20 protein-coding genes are annotated in these 16,374 nt (G+C 63.6%); 10 read left to right on the top strand and 10 right to left on the bottom strand.

All coding sequences use genetic code 11. The features are described 5' to 3' along the window. Window positions 1-65 precede the first annotated feature (65 nt). The 5 genes from phoU to HZR20_RS02125 are packed head-to-tail and all read right to left on the bottom strand — an operon-like array spanning window position 66 to window position 5,471. Entirely contained in the window at window positions 66-746 is a 681-nt protein-coding gene (gene phoU / locus HZR20_RS02145) for a phosphate signaling complex protein PhoU (RefSeq protein WP_181684953.1), read from the bottom strand. A 59-nt stretch (window positions 747-805) separates the two neighbouring features. Next, window positions 806-1,717, bottom strand: a complete 912-nt coding sequence (gene pstB, locus HZR20_RS02140) for a phosphate ABC transporter ATP-binding protein PstB (protein ID WP_181684952.1) — start codon at window positions 1,715-1,717, stop codon at window positions 806-808. Next, window positions 1,714-3,471 (bottom strand): phosphate ABC transporter permease PstA, encoded by a 1,758-nt coding sequence (gene pstA / locus HZR20_RS02135; protein ID WP_181684951.1) that lies wholly within the window; start codon window positions 3,469-3,471, stop codon window positions 1,714-1,716. The genes pstB and pstA overlap by 4 nt, the downstream gene beginning before the upstream one ends. A 37-nt stretch (window positions 3,472-3,508) precedes the next feature. Further along, window positions 3,509-4,450 (bottom strand): phosphate ABC transporter permease subunit PstC, encoded by a 942-nt coding sequence (gene pstC, locus HZR20_RS02130; protein ID WP_181684950.1) that lies wholly within the window; start codon window positions 4,448-4,450, stop codon window positions 3,509-3,511. A 52-nt stretch (window positions 4,451-4,502) separates the two neighbouring features. After that, window positions 4,503-5,471, bottom strand: a complete 969-nt coding sequence (locus HZR20_RS02125; protein ID WP_181684949.1) for a PstS family phosphate ABC transporter substrate-binding protein — start codon at window positions 5,469-5,471, stop codon at window positions 4,503-4,505. Between the two features lie 417 nt (window positions 5,472-5,888). Between HZR20_RS02125 and HZR20_RS02120 the strand changes: the two genes are divergently transcribed. The 3 genes from HZR20_RS02120 (at window position 5,889) to HZR20_RS02110 (ending at window position 8,610) form a co-directional block, all read left to right on the top strand. After that, window positions 5,889-6,893, top strand: coding sequence for a phosphate signaling complex PhoU family protein (locus tag HZR20_RS02120; protein WP_181684948.1), 1,005 nt, complete (start codon window positions 5,889-5,891; stop codon window positions 6,891-6,893). A 202-nt stretch (window positions 6,894-7,095) separates the two neighbouring features. Then, window positions 7,096-7,821: a helix-turn-helix domain-containing protein gene (locus HZR20_RS02115; RefSeq protein ID WP_181684947.1), complete on the top strand. Its 726-nt coding sequence runs from the start codon at window positions 7,096-7,098 to the stop codon at window positions 7,819-7,821. A gap of 30 nt (window positions 7,822-7,851) precedes the next feature. After that, window positions 7,852-8,610: an alpha/beta fold hydrolase gene (locus HZR20_RS02110; protein WP_181684946.1), complete on the top strand. Its 759-nt coding sequence runs from the start codon at window positions 7,852-7,854 to the stop codon at window positions 8,608-8,610. A 110-nt stretch (window positions 8,611-8,720) separates the two neighbouring features. Here the strand turns inward: HZR20_RS02110 and HZR20_RS02105 are convergent, their stop codons facing one another. After that, complete coding sequence (locus HZR20_RS02105; protein ID WP_181684945.1) at window positions 8,721-9,092, bottom strand: 30S ribosomal protein S8e; 372 nt, start codon at window positions 9,090-9,092, stop codon at window positions 8,721-8,723. A gap of 90 nt (window positions 9,093-9,182) precedes the next feature. Between HZR20_RS02105 and HZR20_RS02100 the strand changes: the two genes are divergently transcribed. Together HZR20_RS02100 and HZR20_RS02095 are read left to right on the top strand one after the other, a co-directional pair. Then, complete coding sequence (locus HZR20_RS02100; RefSeq protein ID WP_181684944.1) at window positions 9,183-9,623, top strand: DUF2240 family protein; 441 nt, start codon at window positions 9,183-9,185, stop codon at window positions 9,621-9,623. Between the two features lies 1 nt (window position 9,624). Continuing rightward, entirely contained in the window at window positions 9,625-9,969 is a 345-nt protein-coding gene (locus tag HZR20_RS02095) for a hypothetical protein (protein WP_181684943.1), read from the top strand. A 16-nt stretch (window positions 9,970-9,985) separates the two neighbouring features. Here HZR20_RS02095 and HZR20_RS02090 read toward each other — a convergent pair whose 3' ends face one another. Then, window positions 9,986-10,645, bottom strand: coding sequence for an HAD family hydrolase (locus tag HZR20_RS02090; protein WP_181684942.1), 660 nt, complete (start codon window positions 10,643-10,645; stop codon window positions 9,986-9,988). 100 nt (window positions 10,646-10,745) lie between these two features. On the opposite strand from HZR20_RS02090, the gene pyrF reads away from it, so the two are divergent. After that, entirely contained in the window at window positions 10,746-11,594 is an 849-nt protein-coding gene (gene pyrF, locus HZR20_RS02085) for an orotidine-5'-phosphate decarboxylase (protein WP_181684941.1), read from the top strand. Here the strand turns inward: pyrF and HZR20_RS02080 are convergent. From HZR20_RS02080 to HZR20_RS02070, 3 genes are read right to left on the bottom strand one after another with little or no spacing between them, the layout of a single operon-like run. Continuing rightward, window positions 11,591-11,782, bottom strand: coding sequence for a zinc finger HIT domain-containing protein (locus HZR20_RS02080; RefSeq protein ID WP_181684940.1), 192 nt, complete (start codon window positions 11,780-11,782; stop codon window positions 11,591-11,593). The genes pyrF and HZR20_RS02080 overlap by 4 nt on opposite strands. A gap of 25 nt (window positions 11,783-11,807) precedes the next feature. Then, a complete protein-coding gene (locus tag HZR20_RS02075) occupies window positions 11,808-12,338 on the bottom strand; it encodes a hypothetical protein (RefSeq protein WP_181684939.1) in 531 nt (176 codons plus the stop codon). Between the two features lie 49 nt (window positions 12,339-12,387). Beyond that, a complete protein-coding gene (locus HZR20_RS02070) occupies window positions 12,388-12,819 on the bottom strand; it encodes a hypothetical protein (protein ID WP_181684938.1) in 432 nt (143 codons plus the stop codon). A 100-nt stretch (window positions 12,820-12,919) separates the two neighbouring features. Between HZR20_RS02070 and HZR20_RS02065 the strand changes: the two genes are divergently transcribed. The 4 genes from HZR20_RS02065 to HZR20_RS02050 all read left to right on the top strand — a co-directional run bounded on the left by HZR20_RS02065 (window position 12,920) and on the right by HZR20_RS02050 (window position 16,187). Beyond that, a complete protein-coding gene (locus HZR20_RS02065) occupies window positions 12,920-13,465 on the top strand; it encodes a CDP-2,3-bis-(O-geranylgeranyl)-sn-glycerol synthase (RefSeq protein ID WP_181684937.1) in 546 nt (181 codons plus the stop codon). 102 nt (window positions 13,466-13,567) lie between these two features. Beyond that, a complete protein-coding gene (gene hemC / locus HZR20_RS02060; protein ID WP_181684936.1) occupies window positions 13,568-14,680 on the top strand; it encodes a hydroxymethylbilane synthase in 1,113 nt (370 codons plus the stop codon). Beyond that, window positions 14,677-15,441, top strand: coding sequence for a uroporphyrinogen-III C-methyltransferase (cobA, locus tag HZR20_RS02055; RefSeq protein ID WP_181684935.1), 765 nt, complete (start codon window positions 14,677-14,679; stop codon window positions 15,439-15,441). The genes hemC and cobA overlap by 4 nt, the downstream gene beginning before the upstream one ends. After that, window positions 15,438-16,187 carry a uroporphyrinogen-III synthase gene (locus tag HZR20_RS02050; protein ID WP_309484877.1) on the top strand — a complete coding sequence of 250 codons (750 nt, stop codon included), beginning with the start codon at window positions 15,438-15,440 and terminating at the stop codon, window positions 16,185-16,187. The genes cobA and HZR20_RS02050 overlap by 4 nt, the downstream gene beginning before the upstream one ends. Window positions 16,188-16,374 lie beyond the last annotated feature (187 nt).

Here is a 16,374-nt window from a genome sequence, read left to right as displayed (position 1 = left end):
ATGTTTTTGGTCCAGCTTTTTGCGAGGCGGGTTCGCTCGCGAACCCGCCGAAGTAAAAAGGTGGTTTAGTAGATAAGGGCGTCGTCGTTGTCAACCATATACAGCGTGCGGGCGGCGATGTTGACGGCGTGGTCGCCGACGCGTTCGAGGTCCCTGACCGTCAGGAGAAGGCGGGAGACGTCACGCATGAGGGATTCGACTTCCGCCTCGCTGGTGTCGGCGTCGATCTCCCGTTCGATGAGGTTCCGCATCACCGTATCGGAGGCGTCCTGACACATCATGTCGACCTCGTCGTCGCGGTCGCCGATCGCGTAGCAGAGGTCGGTGTCTTCCTCGGCGTAGGCGTCCATTGCTTGTTCGTTCATCTCGACGACTTCTTCGCCGATCGTCTGGACGTCGACGTCGGGGTACATGTCCTGTTCGGCTTCGAGGGCGTATTCGCCGAGGTTGACGGCGAGATCGGCGACCCGTTCGAGGTCGGTGATGATCTTGAAGGAGGCAGCGATAAAGCGCAGATCGCCGGCGACCGGTTGCTGGAGCGCGAGCAGGTTGACACACTCCCGCTCGAGATCGAGATAGAGCTGGTTGATTTCCTCATCGCCGTCGATGACCTCGCGGGCGAGATCCTCGTCTTTCGTTTCAAGTGCATCCAGTCCGAGCTGGAGGCGGTCGTGGACGACCTCACTCATGTAGAGGACGTCCTCGCGCAAATCCTCGAGTTGTTCTTGATATCCTTCGCGTGGCATGGTAGGTGGTGGGTGGGTATTCGGTAAGTGTGTTGTCCTTTGGCCAATGCTATCGAGCGTTATCCGAACTTGCCAGTGATGTAATCTTCGACGCGTTGACTCTCGGGATTCTCGAAGATGGTCTCAGTGTCGTCGTACTCGACGAGTTCCCCACCGGTGAGGAAGACGGCCGTCCGATCAGAGATCCGGGCTGCCTGTTGCATGTTGTGGGTAACGATGACGACGGTGTACTCCTCGGCGAGTTCCTCGATGAGATCCTCGATCTTCGAGGTGGCGATGGGGTCAAGGGCTGATGCCGGTTCGTCCATCAGGATCACTTCGGGATCGACCGCGATCGCCCGGGCGATGCACAGGCGCTGTTGTTGCCCGCCCGAGAGGTCCAGTGCGGATTCGTCGAGTTGGTCTTTCACCTCGTCCCACAGTGCGGCGCGCTTCAGTGCTGTTTCGACACGTTCGTCGAGGTTCTCGGTGTCGTCCTGGATACGCAGCCCGTAGGCGACGTTGTCGTAGATCGACTTGGGAAAGGGATTGGGATGCTGAAACACCATGCCGACCTTCCGGCGGAGCGCGACGGGATCGACGTCGTCGTCGTAGACGTTTTTTCCGCGGAACAGCAACTCGCCTTCGATCCGGGCAGCGTCGATCAGGTCGTTCATGCGGTTGATCGACCGAAGGAAGGTCGACTTCCCACAACCCGACGGACCGATCAGTGCCGTGACGCGGTTCTCGGGGATTGCAAGCGAGACGTCGTCGATCGCCTGGACGTCGTCGTAGTAGACGTTGAGGTCCCGCGCTTCGAGGACCGTCTGGGCGGTTCCGACGCGTTCGCCGTCTCGGCCCTCGGCCGCGATCGACCGACTGAGTGAGCTTTCGCCGGACGGATCGGGCGTCTCCGATTCGTTGCCCGCGTCCTCGGGGCTGACGATCGTCGAGCGGTCGGTTCGGTCGTCGGTCACGTTGTCCTGTGTCATGTATTCGTCCGTTCGAATTTGTTTCGCAACACGATCGCGGTCGCGTTCATCACGAGCAAGACCACCAGCAGCGTCACGACGCCGGCGGCGAGCACGCCGTAGCGGAACTCGGCTTGCGGCTCGAACGCCCAGGTGAATATCTGGCGTGGCATCGCACTCCCCAGATCGAAGAAGCTGTTGGGGGCCAGGCGTACCGAAGCGGCGATCCCGACGAGAAGGAGCGGGGCAGTCTCGCCGATTGCCCGGCCCAGCGCCAGGATCGTCCCCGTCAGGATGCCAGGCATCGCCTCCGGCAGGACGATGTTGCGGACCGTTTGCCAGCGGGTCGATCCCATGCCGTATGAAGCCTGCCGAAGCGAGTCGGGGACGGCCTCGATGGCCTCCTGGGCGGCGATGATGACGATCGGCAGGATGAGCAATCCGACCGTCAGGCCGCCGACGATGATCGAGCCGTTGGGTATCTGGGCCCACCGGATGAACACCGCCAGGCCCAGCAGCCCGTAGACGACAGATGGGACGCCCGCCAGGTTCGAGATGTTGATCTCGATCAGCGTGACGAACTTCCCGACCAGGCCGCTTGAGGGCGCGTACTCCTCTAAGTAGATGGCCGCGCCGACGCCGATCGGGAACGTCATCATCACGACGACGATCAACAGCATGATGGAGCCGACTAAGGCCGGGTAGATGCCGGCCAGGGCGGGATCACTGTTGGGTGCGCTCGTCAGGTACCCCCAGTCGAGCCAGACGTCGGGGCCGGCCAGACCGAGTGCTCGCGTGAGAACCGCCCCGGCCAACCCGCCGGCGACGAGGACGACCGGGAACGCCAACCCGGCGAGCTGTCCGCGCCGGTAGACGCCCTCGACGTACACCGCGAGGGGAACGACCGTCGTCGTGTAGACGACGAGCCAGGTCGTCGCCGCAACCCCCGTCGCGGGTTCAAGGGCGAGCGTGGCCGCGCCACCGACGAGAATCAGCCCCGTCGCGAGCAAGCCGTCCTGGCGGCTCTCGTGGCGACGACCGACGAACCAGCCGGCCAGGCCGGCGATCGGGAGCGTCAGGGCCGCCAGGAGCTGGAGCGACGGCAGCGGAAGTACCGGGGATTTGAGCACCAGTTCCGGGAGGCTTACGATCCGATACGGCAGTCCCGGGACGGTGAGTGCAAAGCCACCGAGGTCAAGGTGCCAGCCCAGACCGGGAACGGTCACCGCCGGATCGACGACGAGTTGCCAGTCGTCGGGGCCTATAAACTGGGCGATCGCGGCCGGCGGCGTCCCGAACACGACGACGATCGAAAGGAGCGGTGCGAGTACCACACGTTCGAGGGGTGCCGTCGGTCGAAGTCTGGTATGGGCGAAAAGCAATGCGACGACCGCGGCGACGCCGATAACGAGGGCGAAGTATTCGTCGATCGCGAGCAGTTCGGCGAAGACGACGCCGAGTCCACCCGCGAGCAAAAAGCCCACGATGGGGAGACCCGTGACAGTGTAGGCGACTTCGCCCGCCGGCTCGTCGATGCGGTAGTAGTAGAGCGCCAGCCCCACTGCCGGGAGGACCAGCGTCACGAGGATGACCAGGTGCCAGCCCGGATCAGCCGACAGCGGTTTGAACGCGTCGTTGGCGACGTACAGCAACAGGACGAGTACCGACACCAGCGCGATCGAGGTGGCACTCAGACACAGCGCCTCGAAGACCCGACCGCGGGTCTGGCTGACCTCGCTCTCGGCCCCGTGCCACTCGGCCTCGCCGGTTGGCATCAGGCGCTCACCTCCCGGCTCGTATTTCGACAGTCCATCATTCGTATTCCTCCCGGTAGCGTGCGGCGATCCAGTTGCTCACGAGATTCATCGCGAACGTGACGACGAACAGCGTCAGGCCGATGGCGAACATGCTCTGGTAGATGACGCCGGCGGCGTTCTCGGCCTGGACGAGTGTGATCATCGCGGACGTCATCGGCTGGTTCGATTCGAAGAGGTTCGCGAGCGGTTCGGCGAACTGTAGCAGTTGTGGACTCTGACCCATCGCGACCGCGACGATCATGGTTTCGCCGATGGCACGCGACAGGGCCAGGATGAACGACGAGAAGATGCCCGAGATCGCCGCGGGAATGACGACGCCCGTCGAGACCTCGTATTTCGTCGCGCCCATACCGTACCCCGCCTGCCGCAACGAGTCCGGGACGGCGCTCATCGCGTCCTCGCTCAGGCTCGAGACCATCGGGATGATCATGATCCCGACCATGATCGAGGCGCTGAGGACGTTGAACGTGCCGACCGGCAGGCCGAAGGCCGCCAGGAACGGCGTGACGTACACCAGCGCGAAGTAGCCGTAGACGACCGTCGGGATCCCGGCCAGGATTTCCAGGGCGGGCTTGAGAATCGACCGGGCTCGTGGACTGGCGTACTCCGAGAGGTACGTTGCCGCGGCGAGTCCGATCGGGATGGCCACCATCGCCGACAGCACCGTCACGAGGATCGTCCCGCTGAGTGCCGGCAACACGCCGAGTTTGTGCTGATCGATGTTCCACTCGGTCCCGAGGAAGAAATCGAGCGGGTTGTACTGTCCGAAAAACTCCAGGGCACCGGTCACGAGCACGAACACGATGCCAAGGGTGACGAGGATCGACACCGACGCGCTGGCGAACAGGAGATAGCGGTAGAGTCGCTCGCGCTTGGCCCCGCCGGGCGAGTCGGTGATCGCCGTCGCGGCGTCGGTTCCGGTCGTGTCCGTGCTCATCGGGTCATTCCTCCCTTTCGGCGGCCGATCAGGTCCACATCACGCTCGGCCATCATGGTCGTTCGAGCATGAGTTTCGCGAGGTTGTCGTCCCTGGTCGCCTCGTCGACTGGCACGTAGCCGACTTCACTCACGAGGCCGGTCGCCGCTTCTTCGAGATAAAAGGAGATGAACTCAAAGACCGGATCGCGAGCCAGTGACTGCCGGTTGACGTAGATGAAAAGCGGCCGTGTCATCGGGTAGGAACCGGCCTGAGCGTTCTCCAGGGTCGGTTCGACACAGCCTTTCCCCGAGCCATCGTCGACCGGGACGGCCTTTACACGGTCGCGGTTCTCGCTGTAATAGGCGTAGCCGAAATAGCCCATCGCGTAGGGATCGTTCTCGATGCCCTGGATGATGATGTTGTCCTTCTCGGTCTGTTCGTGCTCGGACGTGTGGTCGTAGTCCTCGCCGATGACGTTGTTGTTGAACCAGTCGTACGTCCCCGAGGTTGGTGCGGGCCCGAACAGCTTGATCGGTTCGTCGGGCCACTCCTCACGGACGTCCGACCATCGCTCGACTCTCTCGTCACGCCAGATCCGGGAGAGTTCCTCGTAGGTCAGGCAGTCGACCCACTCGGCCTCGTTGTTGACGGCGACGGTCAGGGCGTCCCGGCCGACCTGGAACTCGACTGGCTCGACGTTACTTTCGCCACAGGACGTCCGTTCCTCGTCGGTAATCGGCCGCGAGGCACCGTTGACGTCCGAATCGTCCTTACAGAAGAAGTTCTTGAACCCGCCGCCGGTCCCTGTGGAGTCGACGGTCACGTTGATGTTGACGTCGTCTGGAGCCATGAACTCCTGGGCCATCAGGTCCGAGATCAGGTAGACCGTACTCGACCCTTTGACGATGACCTGGCCGCCACCGCTGTCCGGATCTGAGCGGACGTTCTCCACACAGCCCGAGAGTGCAACGGCCCCCCCGGCACCTGCTCCGAGGAGGAATTCCCGTCGAGAAACCGTACACGTGGTTTCACGTGCCATTGTTGAAAGGAGACCATGAGACGGATAAGTATGCTACTATGATCGCTATTACTTCTATATAGTGATATATAGCACGGAGTCACTGACGGGCTAGAGCGCCGAGGAAACCCATCACGAGTGCAGAACTACCATCCGGCGCCTGCAGGCACGGAACCATCTTGAACGGGCCATCAGTTGCTTTCGACTGGCCGTTCGGCTCGATTGACGGGACCAGGACTCGGTCAGCCGGCGAACGGTTTCGATACCCGACCAGGCCATACGATCAGTTTGACGCCGCAACCAGTGCCCGACCACCGCTCTGACACAGGTGTCCGGTCAGTGGTCGGTGACGACGAACATACTGATATATAGTGGTCTGTAGTGGGAAATATATAGGTACAGCATAGTTTATGTACCTCCTTTCCCACCTAGTAGTATATGGAGACCCGCAAGGTCCAGGTTACAGGCGGCTCCACGTATACGGTGTCATTACCGAAGCATTGGGCGACAGACAACGACGTGAGTGCGGGCAGTATCGTCGAGTTTCATCCCGAGGAAGACTTCCTGTTGCTCTCGCCGCGTGACGACGAGGAACGGACGCGTGGCACGCTGGACGTTGGCGGGTTGACGGACGAGGCTGAACTGACTCGGGCAGTGATGACGATGTACGTCAGCGGGTTCGACATCATCGAACTGGACGCCCCGCGGATCACGGCCGCCCAGCGGCGACTTATCCGGGACGCTACGCAGGGGCTCGTCGGGCTGGAAGTCATCGAGGAAACGGGTGAACGGGTCGTCCTCCAGGATCTCCTCGATTCCTCGGAGCTGTCGGTCCACAATGCCATCACCCGGATGCGGCTGGTGTCCCTGACGATGTCCGAGGACGCCATCACAGCCCTCGTCGAAAACGACGCCGACCTCGCCGACGACGTCAGGGAACGCGACGATGATGTCGACCGCCTCTGGTACATGGTCTCCCGGGTGTTTCGGACGGTCCTCCGGGACCCGACGACGGCAAGCGAGATCGGCTTCCCGCGAGAGACTGTTTTCGATTACCAGTCGGCCGCCCGGCAACTGGAACGCATTGCCGACCACGCGACCAAGATCGCCACCATTGCCAGCGAGGTCGGTGATATCCCGGATGAAGAGGCCCAGGCGCTGAGGGAACTGCAGGAGATCGCGGCCTCGGTCCCGGAAACGGCAATGGACGCGCTGCTGGCTAGGGATTCGGATACGGCGACCGAACTCGCTACCGAGGCCCGGGCTCGTATCACCGAGGTCGATCGGAAGGCCCGCGAGGTCGACAACCTCATTCGCGAGTTCGACGATCCCCAGCGCGCCCAGCGCCTCGGTCTGGTCGTCGACTCGCTGTCTCGGACGGCCGACTACGGCAGCAACCTCGCCGAGAGCGCCTTACAGAAGGCCGCGCCACGGCCGTCGTGAGACAGATTGGGTTCACGGCATCTTGCGACGGCCGCCAGTATGCAGGCGGTCGATGCGGAATTGATTGAGAGCGATCAGTCGCATTCGACGGAATTGATTGAGAGCGATCCGCATAGGTCGGTCCAGCCGGCGGCCAGTCACGGCTTCTGTCGTCTCGGAGCCGTTGCAACACGTATTTGCATCACCGATTCCTGGCTGACCCATGGCCGTTCGTGCGGTCTATGAGCTCACCTGTGAGCATCTGCCGTTTGTTACCGTCGCCGATCGGGTGCCAACAGCGACCCTGTCTGTCCGATTGGTCCCCAGCCAGGACGAGTACACGCCCTTCGTTGTCACGGTGGCTGACGGGCCAGTCGTAGCCGTCGAAGCGGCCTTCGATGCAGTTTCGTTCGTCGCCGGGTACACGTCCGTAGACCAGTCCGGCGAAACGCCGCGATACAAGGTTCTGCCGGCCAGGAGCATGGACGACCAGTATCCCGCGGACTTTGACGTCGCTGGACTCAAGGCGCTCGCTGACACGGATTCGATCATCGAACACAACCGCGTGACACCGACCGGCTGGGTTCAGTCAGGCCGGTTTGCCGACCGGGCGACGGTTGCGGAGTTTCGAGCCTTCTGGCGGCATAATGGCGCGTTCGACCTCCGAAAGCTGGAGCCGACACCCGACGAACCCCGCGACGATCCGGTAACCGACTGTCAGCGCGAGGCGTTGCTCACAGCCGCAGAGATGGGTCACTTCGACGTGCCCCGGAATACATCACTGGCAGAGGTAGCCACGGCACTCGATATTAGCGCTTCGTCACTTTCAGAGCGTCTCCGCCGGGGACACTCGGCACTGATCGAAGCGTCCCTTGCCGATCGAAGTCTCCAATCGGGTCGTGATACCCGTCCCCATTTGAAGGGCCGGACGACTGAGGGTCAGCGATAGCCGTCCGGCCCCCCGATGTCGGCATCCACTATGCAGACAGTTACGTCAGCAGACGGGACGCCAATCGCGTACGAACGACACGGAGACGGCCCGCCGATCATCTGCCTGCACGGGTCCAGTGCCGACCGTCACAGCTTCGGCCCGCTGGCGGAGCACCTGGCCGGTGAGTACACACTTGTCGTTCCCGACCGCCGTGGCCGTGGCGATAGCGGCGACGGGCCGAGCTACAGTCTCGCCCGCGAGGTCGAGGACTTGCAGGCCATTCTCACGCAGATCGAGGGGACGCCCACCGTCTTCGGTCACTCCTTTGGCGGACTCCTCGCGCTGGCCGCGATGCCGGATATCGAGGTCCGTGAGCTCGTTCTCTACGAACCAGCTGTCTTGGTCGGTGATCACCGGGACGACAACTTGGCCGACCGGCTGGAAGACCGCCTTGGGGCGGGCGAACACAGGGAGGCGCTCCGGCTGTTCATCGAGGAGGCCGGCGGCGTTCCCGACGCGACCGCGCTTCCGTGGTGGCCCGAGGAGGCACCGGTCGACCGCGTCGACACCGTCGTTCGGGAGAGTCGAGCCGTCGAGGAGTATCGCCTGCCCGCCAAGCCTGCCATCGACGTACCGACAGTGCTCCTGACAGGAGAATATGGCCCGGAACACCTTCGGGACGCACTGTTCACTCTGGAGGATCGACTCTCTGCTGGGCGGGTCAGGGCGTTCGACGGCGTCGGGCACATGGGAATCGAATCGGCCGCAGAACGGGTCGGCAACGCCGTCGATACGTTCCTCAAGTGAGTGACCCTGTCGAACGTGCCTCGTGTGGGTAATGTTGCTCCGACCGATTCTAAAAACGATCTTCGGCACGGACGGCCACCCCGACAGCTGGACTGCAAAAACGAGCGCCGTTATTCGAGCAGTTCGGCGTTGACCTGACCGTCCTGGCCGGGTCGGGAGGTCACGCGGGCTTCGCCCTCACTGGTCTCGATGACCGCGCCCTTCGTGATGATGTTCCGCCGGACGTAGTTGGGGTTAGCAGGATTCTCGACGACGGTCTCGATCTCGGCGCTGATAGTGCCGTCGTCGGTTGCCACGCTGGCGACGTCAGTCGCGACTGTTCGGACCTTCTCGGTGCCGCCGCGGGCCTCGACGATTTTGACTTTCCGGTCGCCGACCTCGGTTTCCGTCGGTTCGTCGCCGAGTTCGTGCTTGCGTTTGTTGCGTGCGTGTCGGCGTCGACCGCCGGTGCGCTTGCGTGTCGAGCGTCCCTGGAATTTCATACCGAAAGCAAGTGCGAGGGCGTACTTCAACCCCTCGAATCGGGGCCGCGATCGTCAGGTTTAGAAGCGTGAGCGGCCCACCTCCGCGTAATGAGCCTTCGGACAGCCGTCGCTGCCCCGTTCGTTCAGGCGGGGACGGACCGTCTCCCCCGTAGTGATTTTGTCGTCGATCTCTCCTTAGACCGGGACTGGTTTTCGCCCGAGCAGGCAAAGCGACTCATCGACGTCGCCGCCAGCGAAGGCCTGCTCACGGTCGAAGAAGAGACCCTCGACCTCGCGTTCGACCACGCTTCGGTGGCGGTTCCGGCGGATTTCGTCCCCGACGAGTCCATTCTCCGGGAGCGCTCGACCTTCGAGCGTGTCCTAGACGCACTCGTCGCCGAGGGTATCGACAAACAGGAAGCGGTCGCGGCCATCAACGGCCTCCAGTCGGACCTCGCGATCACGCTGGAAGCCGCGGCTGTACTCTACGCCCGCCGTCAGGGTATCGATGTCGGTGAGGTTGCCAGGCAAGCGATCGAGGGGCTCTGAGATGGTTAAGGACCACATCACCGACGGCGAGCGGATCGCTGCCGTCCTCCGTGCGGAGATCGACGGTCGCGGAGCGGCCGGTCTCGAACGCCTGTCAATCGGGACCGTGGGGGATGACGCGACGACGATCACCCTCGACGGGGAGTCACTGGCCGAGATAGTCCCCCGTGAAATGGGTGTTGAGATTCGGTTTCGACAGGACGTGGCCGCTGTTCGATCCGCCGCCGAAACTACCGCTCTCGAAGCCCGGAAGACGGACGACGCAGCCGTGGTCGTCGTCGACTCGGCGGCGGCGACGAAGTCAGCAGTCGATCTCCTGGTGGCAGTTGCTGATCGGTTGACGTGAGAATCGCAGGAATTCTCTACAGTGATTCGACAACCTCAAGCAAGTCCTCGCCGAGATTCTCCCGCTCGATATGGGCGTCCGCACGCGGATGTGGGTCAGGGCCGCCCGGATAGAGCACTTGGATAGCTCCCATACCGGCGTCGAGTGCTCCTTCGACGTCGGCGTCCGGCTTGTCACCGACATAGACGGCTTCCTCAGGGTCGACGGACAGGGCCGCAAGCACCGCCTCGAAGGCGACCGGGTCGGGTTTGCGCGTCTCCATGCGCCCGGTCACGACGGTCGCGTCCAGGAGGTCATGCCAGCCAAGTTTGTCGATTTTCGAGCGCTGGGCGCGTTCGGGGCCGTCGGTCAGGACGCCAACGCGGTAACCGGCTCCGTTGGTGAGGCGACCGAGCAACTCTTCGGCTCCCTCGACCGGTTCTAAGTGCTCGTTGACGACGCCCCGGTAGGTTTCGGCGACGGTGTGGGGATCGATCGATTCGTCGTCGATGAGTGTCTCGAAGATTCGTGCGCGAGTGTCGCCCGTCACGGATTCCCGGTGGGCGCGTTCGTACGTGCCGTACTCGATTGGGTCAAGTCCGGCCGCAGTCGCCGTGTCCGCGAGCAACCGCTGGCGGTCGCGGGTCGTCACAGCGAGCGTTTCGTCAAGATCGAACACCACCGCCGCGAGTGTCATCAGGTGGGTCTAATCCGACCTGCGTAATTGAGTCTTCCCGTTCGCTCCGCCCGCGTGGGCGATAGAAATACTTGTGTCGACTGGGCCGGTTTCCCTCCGCATGGACTTCTTCGAGCGACTGGCCGCCCGGATCGACGCGGTCGACAGCGTCGTTTCGGTCGGTCTCGATCCCGATCTCGATCGCCTCCCCGACCATCTCGCCGATCGTGAACTCCCGCGGTGGGCTTTCAACCGCCGGCTCATCGACGCGACGCACGAGCACGCCGCCGCCTACAAGCCCAACGCCGCGTTCTACGAGGATCCCGACGGCTTTCGCGCACTCGAAGAGACGATCGCTTACGCCCACGGGAAAGACGTCCCCGTCCTGCTGGACGCCAAACGCGCCGACATCGGCAACACGGCACGTCAGTACGCCACGGCTCTGGACCCTGACAGACTGGACGCCGACGCGATAACTGTCAACCCCTACCTCGGCCGGGATTCCCTGGAGCCGTTCCTCTCTCGCGAGGATCGGGGCGTGTTCGTCCTCTGTCGAACCTCAAACCAGGGCGGGGCGGATCTCCAGGATCTCGAACTCGACGGCGGCGACGCCCTGTACGAACGGGTCGCCGCACTCGCGGACCTCTGGAATCGAAACGGCAACGTCGGCCTCGTCGTCGGCGCGACGGCCCCCGAGGAACTCGAAGCGATCCGCGAGCAGGTGCCCAACCTGCCGTTTCTCGTGCCCGGCGTCGGTGCCCAGGGTGGGGACGCCGAGGCTGCCGTCGAACACGGCTTGGCCGATCGACCGGGCCTGGCCACCCGCGTCGGGCTGGTCAACTCCTCGCGCGGGATCATCTTCGCCGGCGAAGACGCGGGCGGGCCGGGTGCGGCTGATCCTGCTGCCTACTATCGTGCCGCTGGCGAGGCAGCAAAGCGACTCAAGCAGCGATTGAACGAGTCCCGCTAGAACTGATAGGTGTCCGTTCCGTCCGGCTGGGTGTCCTGGTTGCGACCACCACTCACCTCACCGGCACACTCGACACAGAAGCCGACCGAGGGCTCGTAATGTCGGTCACAGACGAGCGAGCCACACCGATCGCAGGTGTACTCGGCACCCTGGTTTCCACAGACTGTACATAGCCCGGCGACGCTCATACCCGAATGTACGGGTTGGAACGGTTCAATGCTGGGGTGGTTGCTGGTACTGTTGTTGGCCTTGCGTTGCAGTGTTCCCTTGCAGCCGGTCCAGCACACCGGCGACGACCAGTCCGACACCGCCCAGCAGCGTCACGTACAGGCCCATCCCCGGACTCAATGCTTCCTGGGCGGCTTCGGCCATCGGGCCACTTCCTTCGAAGCCGAACGCCGGATCGACGATATACATCACGGCGAACCCGGCTGTTAACACGCCTAACCCGGTGATAGCGATTTTGTTGATTCGGTCCCAGCTCCGGACGAGGACCAGAATGCCAGCGGCGACAGTCATGACCAGTGTAAACACGCCGTCGCCGTCGATGCCCGATACCGTCGCGCTTCGTCCCAGGATTGACACGGTAACCCAGGGGAGGAACGCGCCGAGCGCCGCGACGGTTGCACTCCCGAGCGCGATCTGCTCACTCCGATTGAATCGTCCTGTCTGTGACTGCACTGGTTGTTGTGGTTGTTGTGGTTGTTGCGGTTGTTGTGGTTGTTGTGGTTGTTGTCCTGCCATCGGCGGCACTTCTCCACAGCAACGTTTATAGTTGGGGGCGGTTCGAGCGTTACTCTCGACTCACTGCCGCCCAGAGGCTCCCCAGAACGATCGCGCCGCCACCGACGACCGTGAGGTAGAGCCCGTAGGTGGGTGTCAGTGGTTTGCCGGCCGCCCTGGGGTCGCCGCTCGCCAGAATGGGTGTCGTCGGGTCCGTCAGGAACTTCCAGACGAGTGCGAGTATGAGCAGGCCGATCACAGCGATGGCCGCCTGTTCGATGGCTCTCCAGTCTCGTGTCACCAGCAGGCCGGCGACAGCGGTCGAGAGCATGAGTGTCAGGAAGCCGTCGCCGTCGATGCCAGTCACCGTTCCGATCGACTCGATCTGCGCCCAGGGGAGCCAGGCAGCGACGGCGACGACCCCTGCCCCGGCGAGGACGACTTTCCAGCCCGATAGTTTTTCGACGACTCCCTGGCGATCGAGCCCGTCCTGGCTGGTCATACCACGTCCGGCGGTGCCATCTCCCTTAATCCATTCGGAGGCAGTCACGTGGCACTGAACGATCAGCACTTAAGGGCCGGCGTTCGTATCTCGGGTCAGTATGTCCTGGGTGTCTGTCGTGGTCGTCGCCGTCTGGGCGATGTTGCCGGCCTATGTCCCGAACAACGCCGCGGTCCTCGCCGGTGGCGGCCGGCCCATCGACGGCGGCCGAACCTGGGGTGGGCGGCGTGTCCTCGGTGACGGCAAGACCTGGCGTGGGACAGCCGTCGGAACAATCGCGGGCACCGCACTGGCGCTCGCGCTCGACGCGCTCGAGCCGACCGTGAGCGATGCCCTGGGCGTGACGGTGCCTGGGTTTCCGATGGCGGCCGGGGTCGCGCTCGCACTGGGGGCGATGCTGGGCGACATCGCTGCGTCGTTCATCAAGCGCCGCCTCGACCGCGAACGCGGCGCGCCGGTGCCGGGCCTCGACCAGTTGGACTTCGTCGTCGTCGCGCTCCTCGCGGCGGCGATCGCGGCACCCGACTGGTTCGCCGACACGTTCACGCTTCCCGTGATCGCCGTCGTGATCGTCGTGACGCCGCTGTTGCACCTCTCGACGAACGCGATCGCGTACGTGCTCGGGTTGAAAGACGAACCGTATTGATCCGCTTTTGGGCGCTCTATCCGCGAGGCGTGGATTTGGGCTGCGGTTCCACCGACGGTCGAGCGGTGGGGTTATCCCGCTCGGCCGAAGATGGTCTCGGTAATGAGCGATCGTTCTACGACACTCCAGGTGGCGACACGTGGGTCGGATCTGGCGACCCGGCAGACGAGTTCGGTACGCGAGGCCCTGGCCAGTCGCCGGCAGGATATCGAACTGCTGGAGGTCGAAACCACTGGCGACCGCATTCGCGATGAACTCATCCATCGGCTGGGGAAGACGGGTGCGTTCGTCCACAGCCTCGACGAGCGAGTGCTCGATGGCGAGGCCGATCTCGCCGTCCACTCCTTGAAGGATGTCCCGACAGAGGAACGCGCCGATCTCGTCGTCGCGGCGGTCCCCGAGCGCGCACCCGCCGGTGACGTCTTGGTGACTTCTGACGGGGCCGCTCTCGAGGACCTCGAGTCGGGCGCGACGGTCGGCACATCCAGCCTTCGCCGAGAAGCCCAGTTGCTGGCTGCTCGTCCCGATCTCGATGTCCAGCCACTCCGTGGGAACGTCGATACGCGCGTCGAGAAGCTCCTGGCGCCGTCGCTGCAGGCCGCACATGCCGACCGACTTGCCGCTGAAGAGTCGACCGAGGAGACAGACGAGACGGCGGCCGATGATAGCGAGGACGCCTACGAGCAGTCGGCCGAAGCGTGGTTCAACGGCCTCGCCGAGATCGAACGACAAGCCCTCGAACGCGAGATCGAGACGACCTACGATGCGATTGTCCTCGCGGAGGCGGGGCTCGACCGCCTCGGATTATTGCATCATCTCGAATTCCAGCGACTGCCGCTCCGTGAGTTCGTGCCGGCGCCGGGCCAGGGCGCTCTCGCTGTCGTCGCCAACGAGGCGGACGTCATCGAGCACGTTCGAAGTTCGATCGATCACCCACCGTCACGCGTCGAAACGACCGTCGAGCGGACGATTTTGGAGACGCTTGGCGGCGGCTGTGTCGCACCGATCGGCGTCCGTGCGGTCCTGCAGGGCCGCGTCGTCACGACGACCGTCCGCGTCCTCTCCGGGGACGGTACCGAGGAGGTAGCTGACCGACGGGAACTACCCGCAACGCGACACGCCGAAGCAGCCCGCGAGATGGCGCTGGATCTGGCCGATCGTGGGGCCCAGGAGTTGATCGAGCGCGCACGGGAGGCGACACAGGAGGAGACATGACTGAAGCGACGACAGGAACGGTCTATCTCGTTGGCAGCGGCCCCGGTGATCCGGAACTATTGACAGTCAAAGCCCGCCGGTTGCTCGAGGAAGCCGATCTGGTGATGCACGATCGACTGCCAGGCAAGGAGATCATCGAACTCGTCCCCGCTGATTCCCGCGTCGATGTCGGCAAACGTGCACACGGCGACCGGACGCCCCAGGCAGAGATCAACCGCCGGCTGGTCGAGCAGGCCCAGGAGGGGAAAACGGTTGTCCGACTCAAGGGTGGCGATCCGACGGTCTTCGCCCGTGGGGGTGAGGAGATGACTCATCTCGCTGACCACGATGTCCCCTTCGAGGTCGTTCCGGGCGTCACCTCGGCGACTGGTGGCCCAGCGGTGGCGGGAATCCCCCTCACCCATCGCGAGTTTGCGTCCAGTGTCACGATCGTCACTGGCCACGAAGATCCTACTAAGGGAGAGTCTGCAATTGACTGGGAGTGTCTCGCCGACACCGGCGGGACGATCGTCGTTCTGATGGGCGTGACCAGACTCCCCGAGTACACCGCAACGCTCGTTGAGGCGGGCATGGACCCGGAGACGCCTGTTGCCCTGGTCGAACGGGCGAGTTGGACTGACCAGCAAGTCGCCACTGGGACCCTTGAGACGATCGTTGAAGCCTGCGAGTCCGTCGGTATCGAGCCGCCGGCGGTGACGGTCATCGGCGAGGTGGCCGGCGTTCGTGAGGACGTCCTCGCGTGGCTGGAGGGATACGAGTGACCACTGACGACGGTGGCGATCGGCCGCGAGTGGCCGTCTTCCGGCCCGATGATGATCGAATGCAAGACGCGGTCGAGCATCTCGAATCGCTTGGCGTCGATCCAGTTGCAGATCCGTTGCTTGCTGTCGATCCGACCGGGGAACTCCCCCGGGACGATGCCGACGTCGTCATTTTCACGAGCAAGACTGGGGCGGAATTGATCGCCGGCCAATGGGAGCCCGGCGACACGACAGTAGCGGCGATCGGTGACCCGACGGCGACGGCTCTGGAGGCAGCCGGGATTCCGGTAGATCTCGTCCCGACGGAGTTTTCCTCGGCAGGGCTCGTCGACGCGTTGGCCGACCGCGCTGCCGGCAAGCGGATCGAAGTCGCCCGGAGTGACCACGGCAGCGACGTCCTTCCGGACGGGTTGTGGGAGCGTGGCGCATTCGTCCACGAGACGGTGTTGTACCGACTCGTTCGCCCGGAAGGTGCAGGTGATTCCGCCACGCTGGCGGCACGAGGTGGCCTCGACGGCGCACTGTTCACCTCCTCGCTGACCGTCGAACACTTCTTCGAGAGTGCCGAGGAACGCGATCGGCGCTCGGCTGCACTCGATGGCCTCTCGAACGCCGTCGTGGGTACTATCGGAGAACCGACCCGCGAGACGGCCCGCGATTATGGCCTCGAGAACGTGGTCGTTCCAGACACTGCGGATTTCGAAACACTCGCTCGGACGGTCGCCGATCGTATCGAGCGTCGCTGATCGGCCTGTTGGCCGATTGTGGCTACAGGACTGTCGCGGCCGATACGCTGCCCCGCAATTATTGTCGTTCGGGCAAAATATCCGTCACAGTATGCCCCGGAGTCGCTTTCTCAGCGGACGGTACGTCGCGTCGTTCGTCTTGTCTGTTATCGTGCTCGGTGGATTTTTCGCCGTCTTCGATGCGGGG

This window comes from Halorhabdus salina, from assembly GCF_013839425.1.
Lineage (GTDB): Archaea > Halobacteriota > Halobacteria > Halobacteriales > Haloarculaceae > Halorhabdus > Halorhabdus salina.
This window is presented reverse-complemented; position numbering and strand designations above follow the sequence as displayed.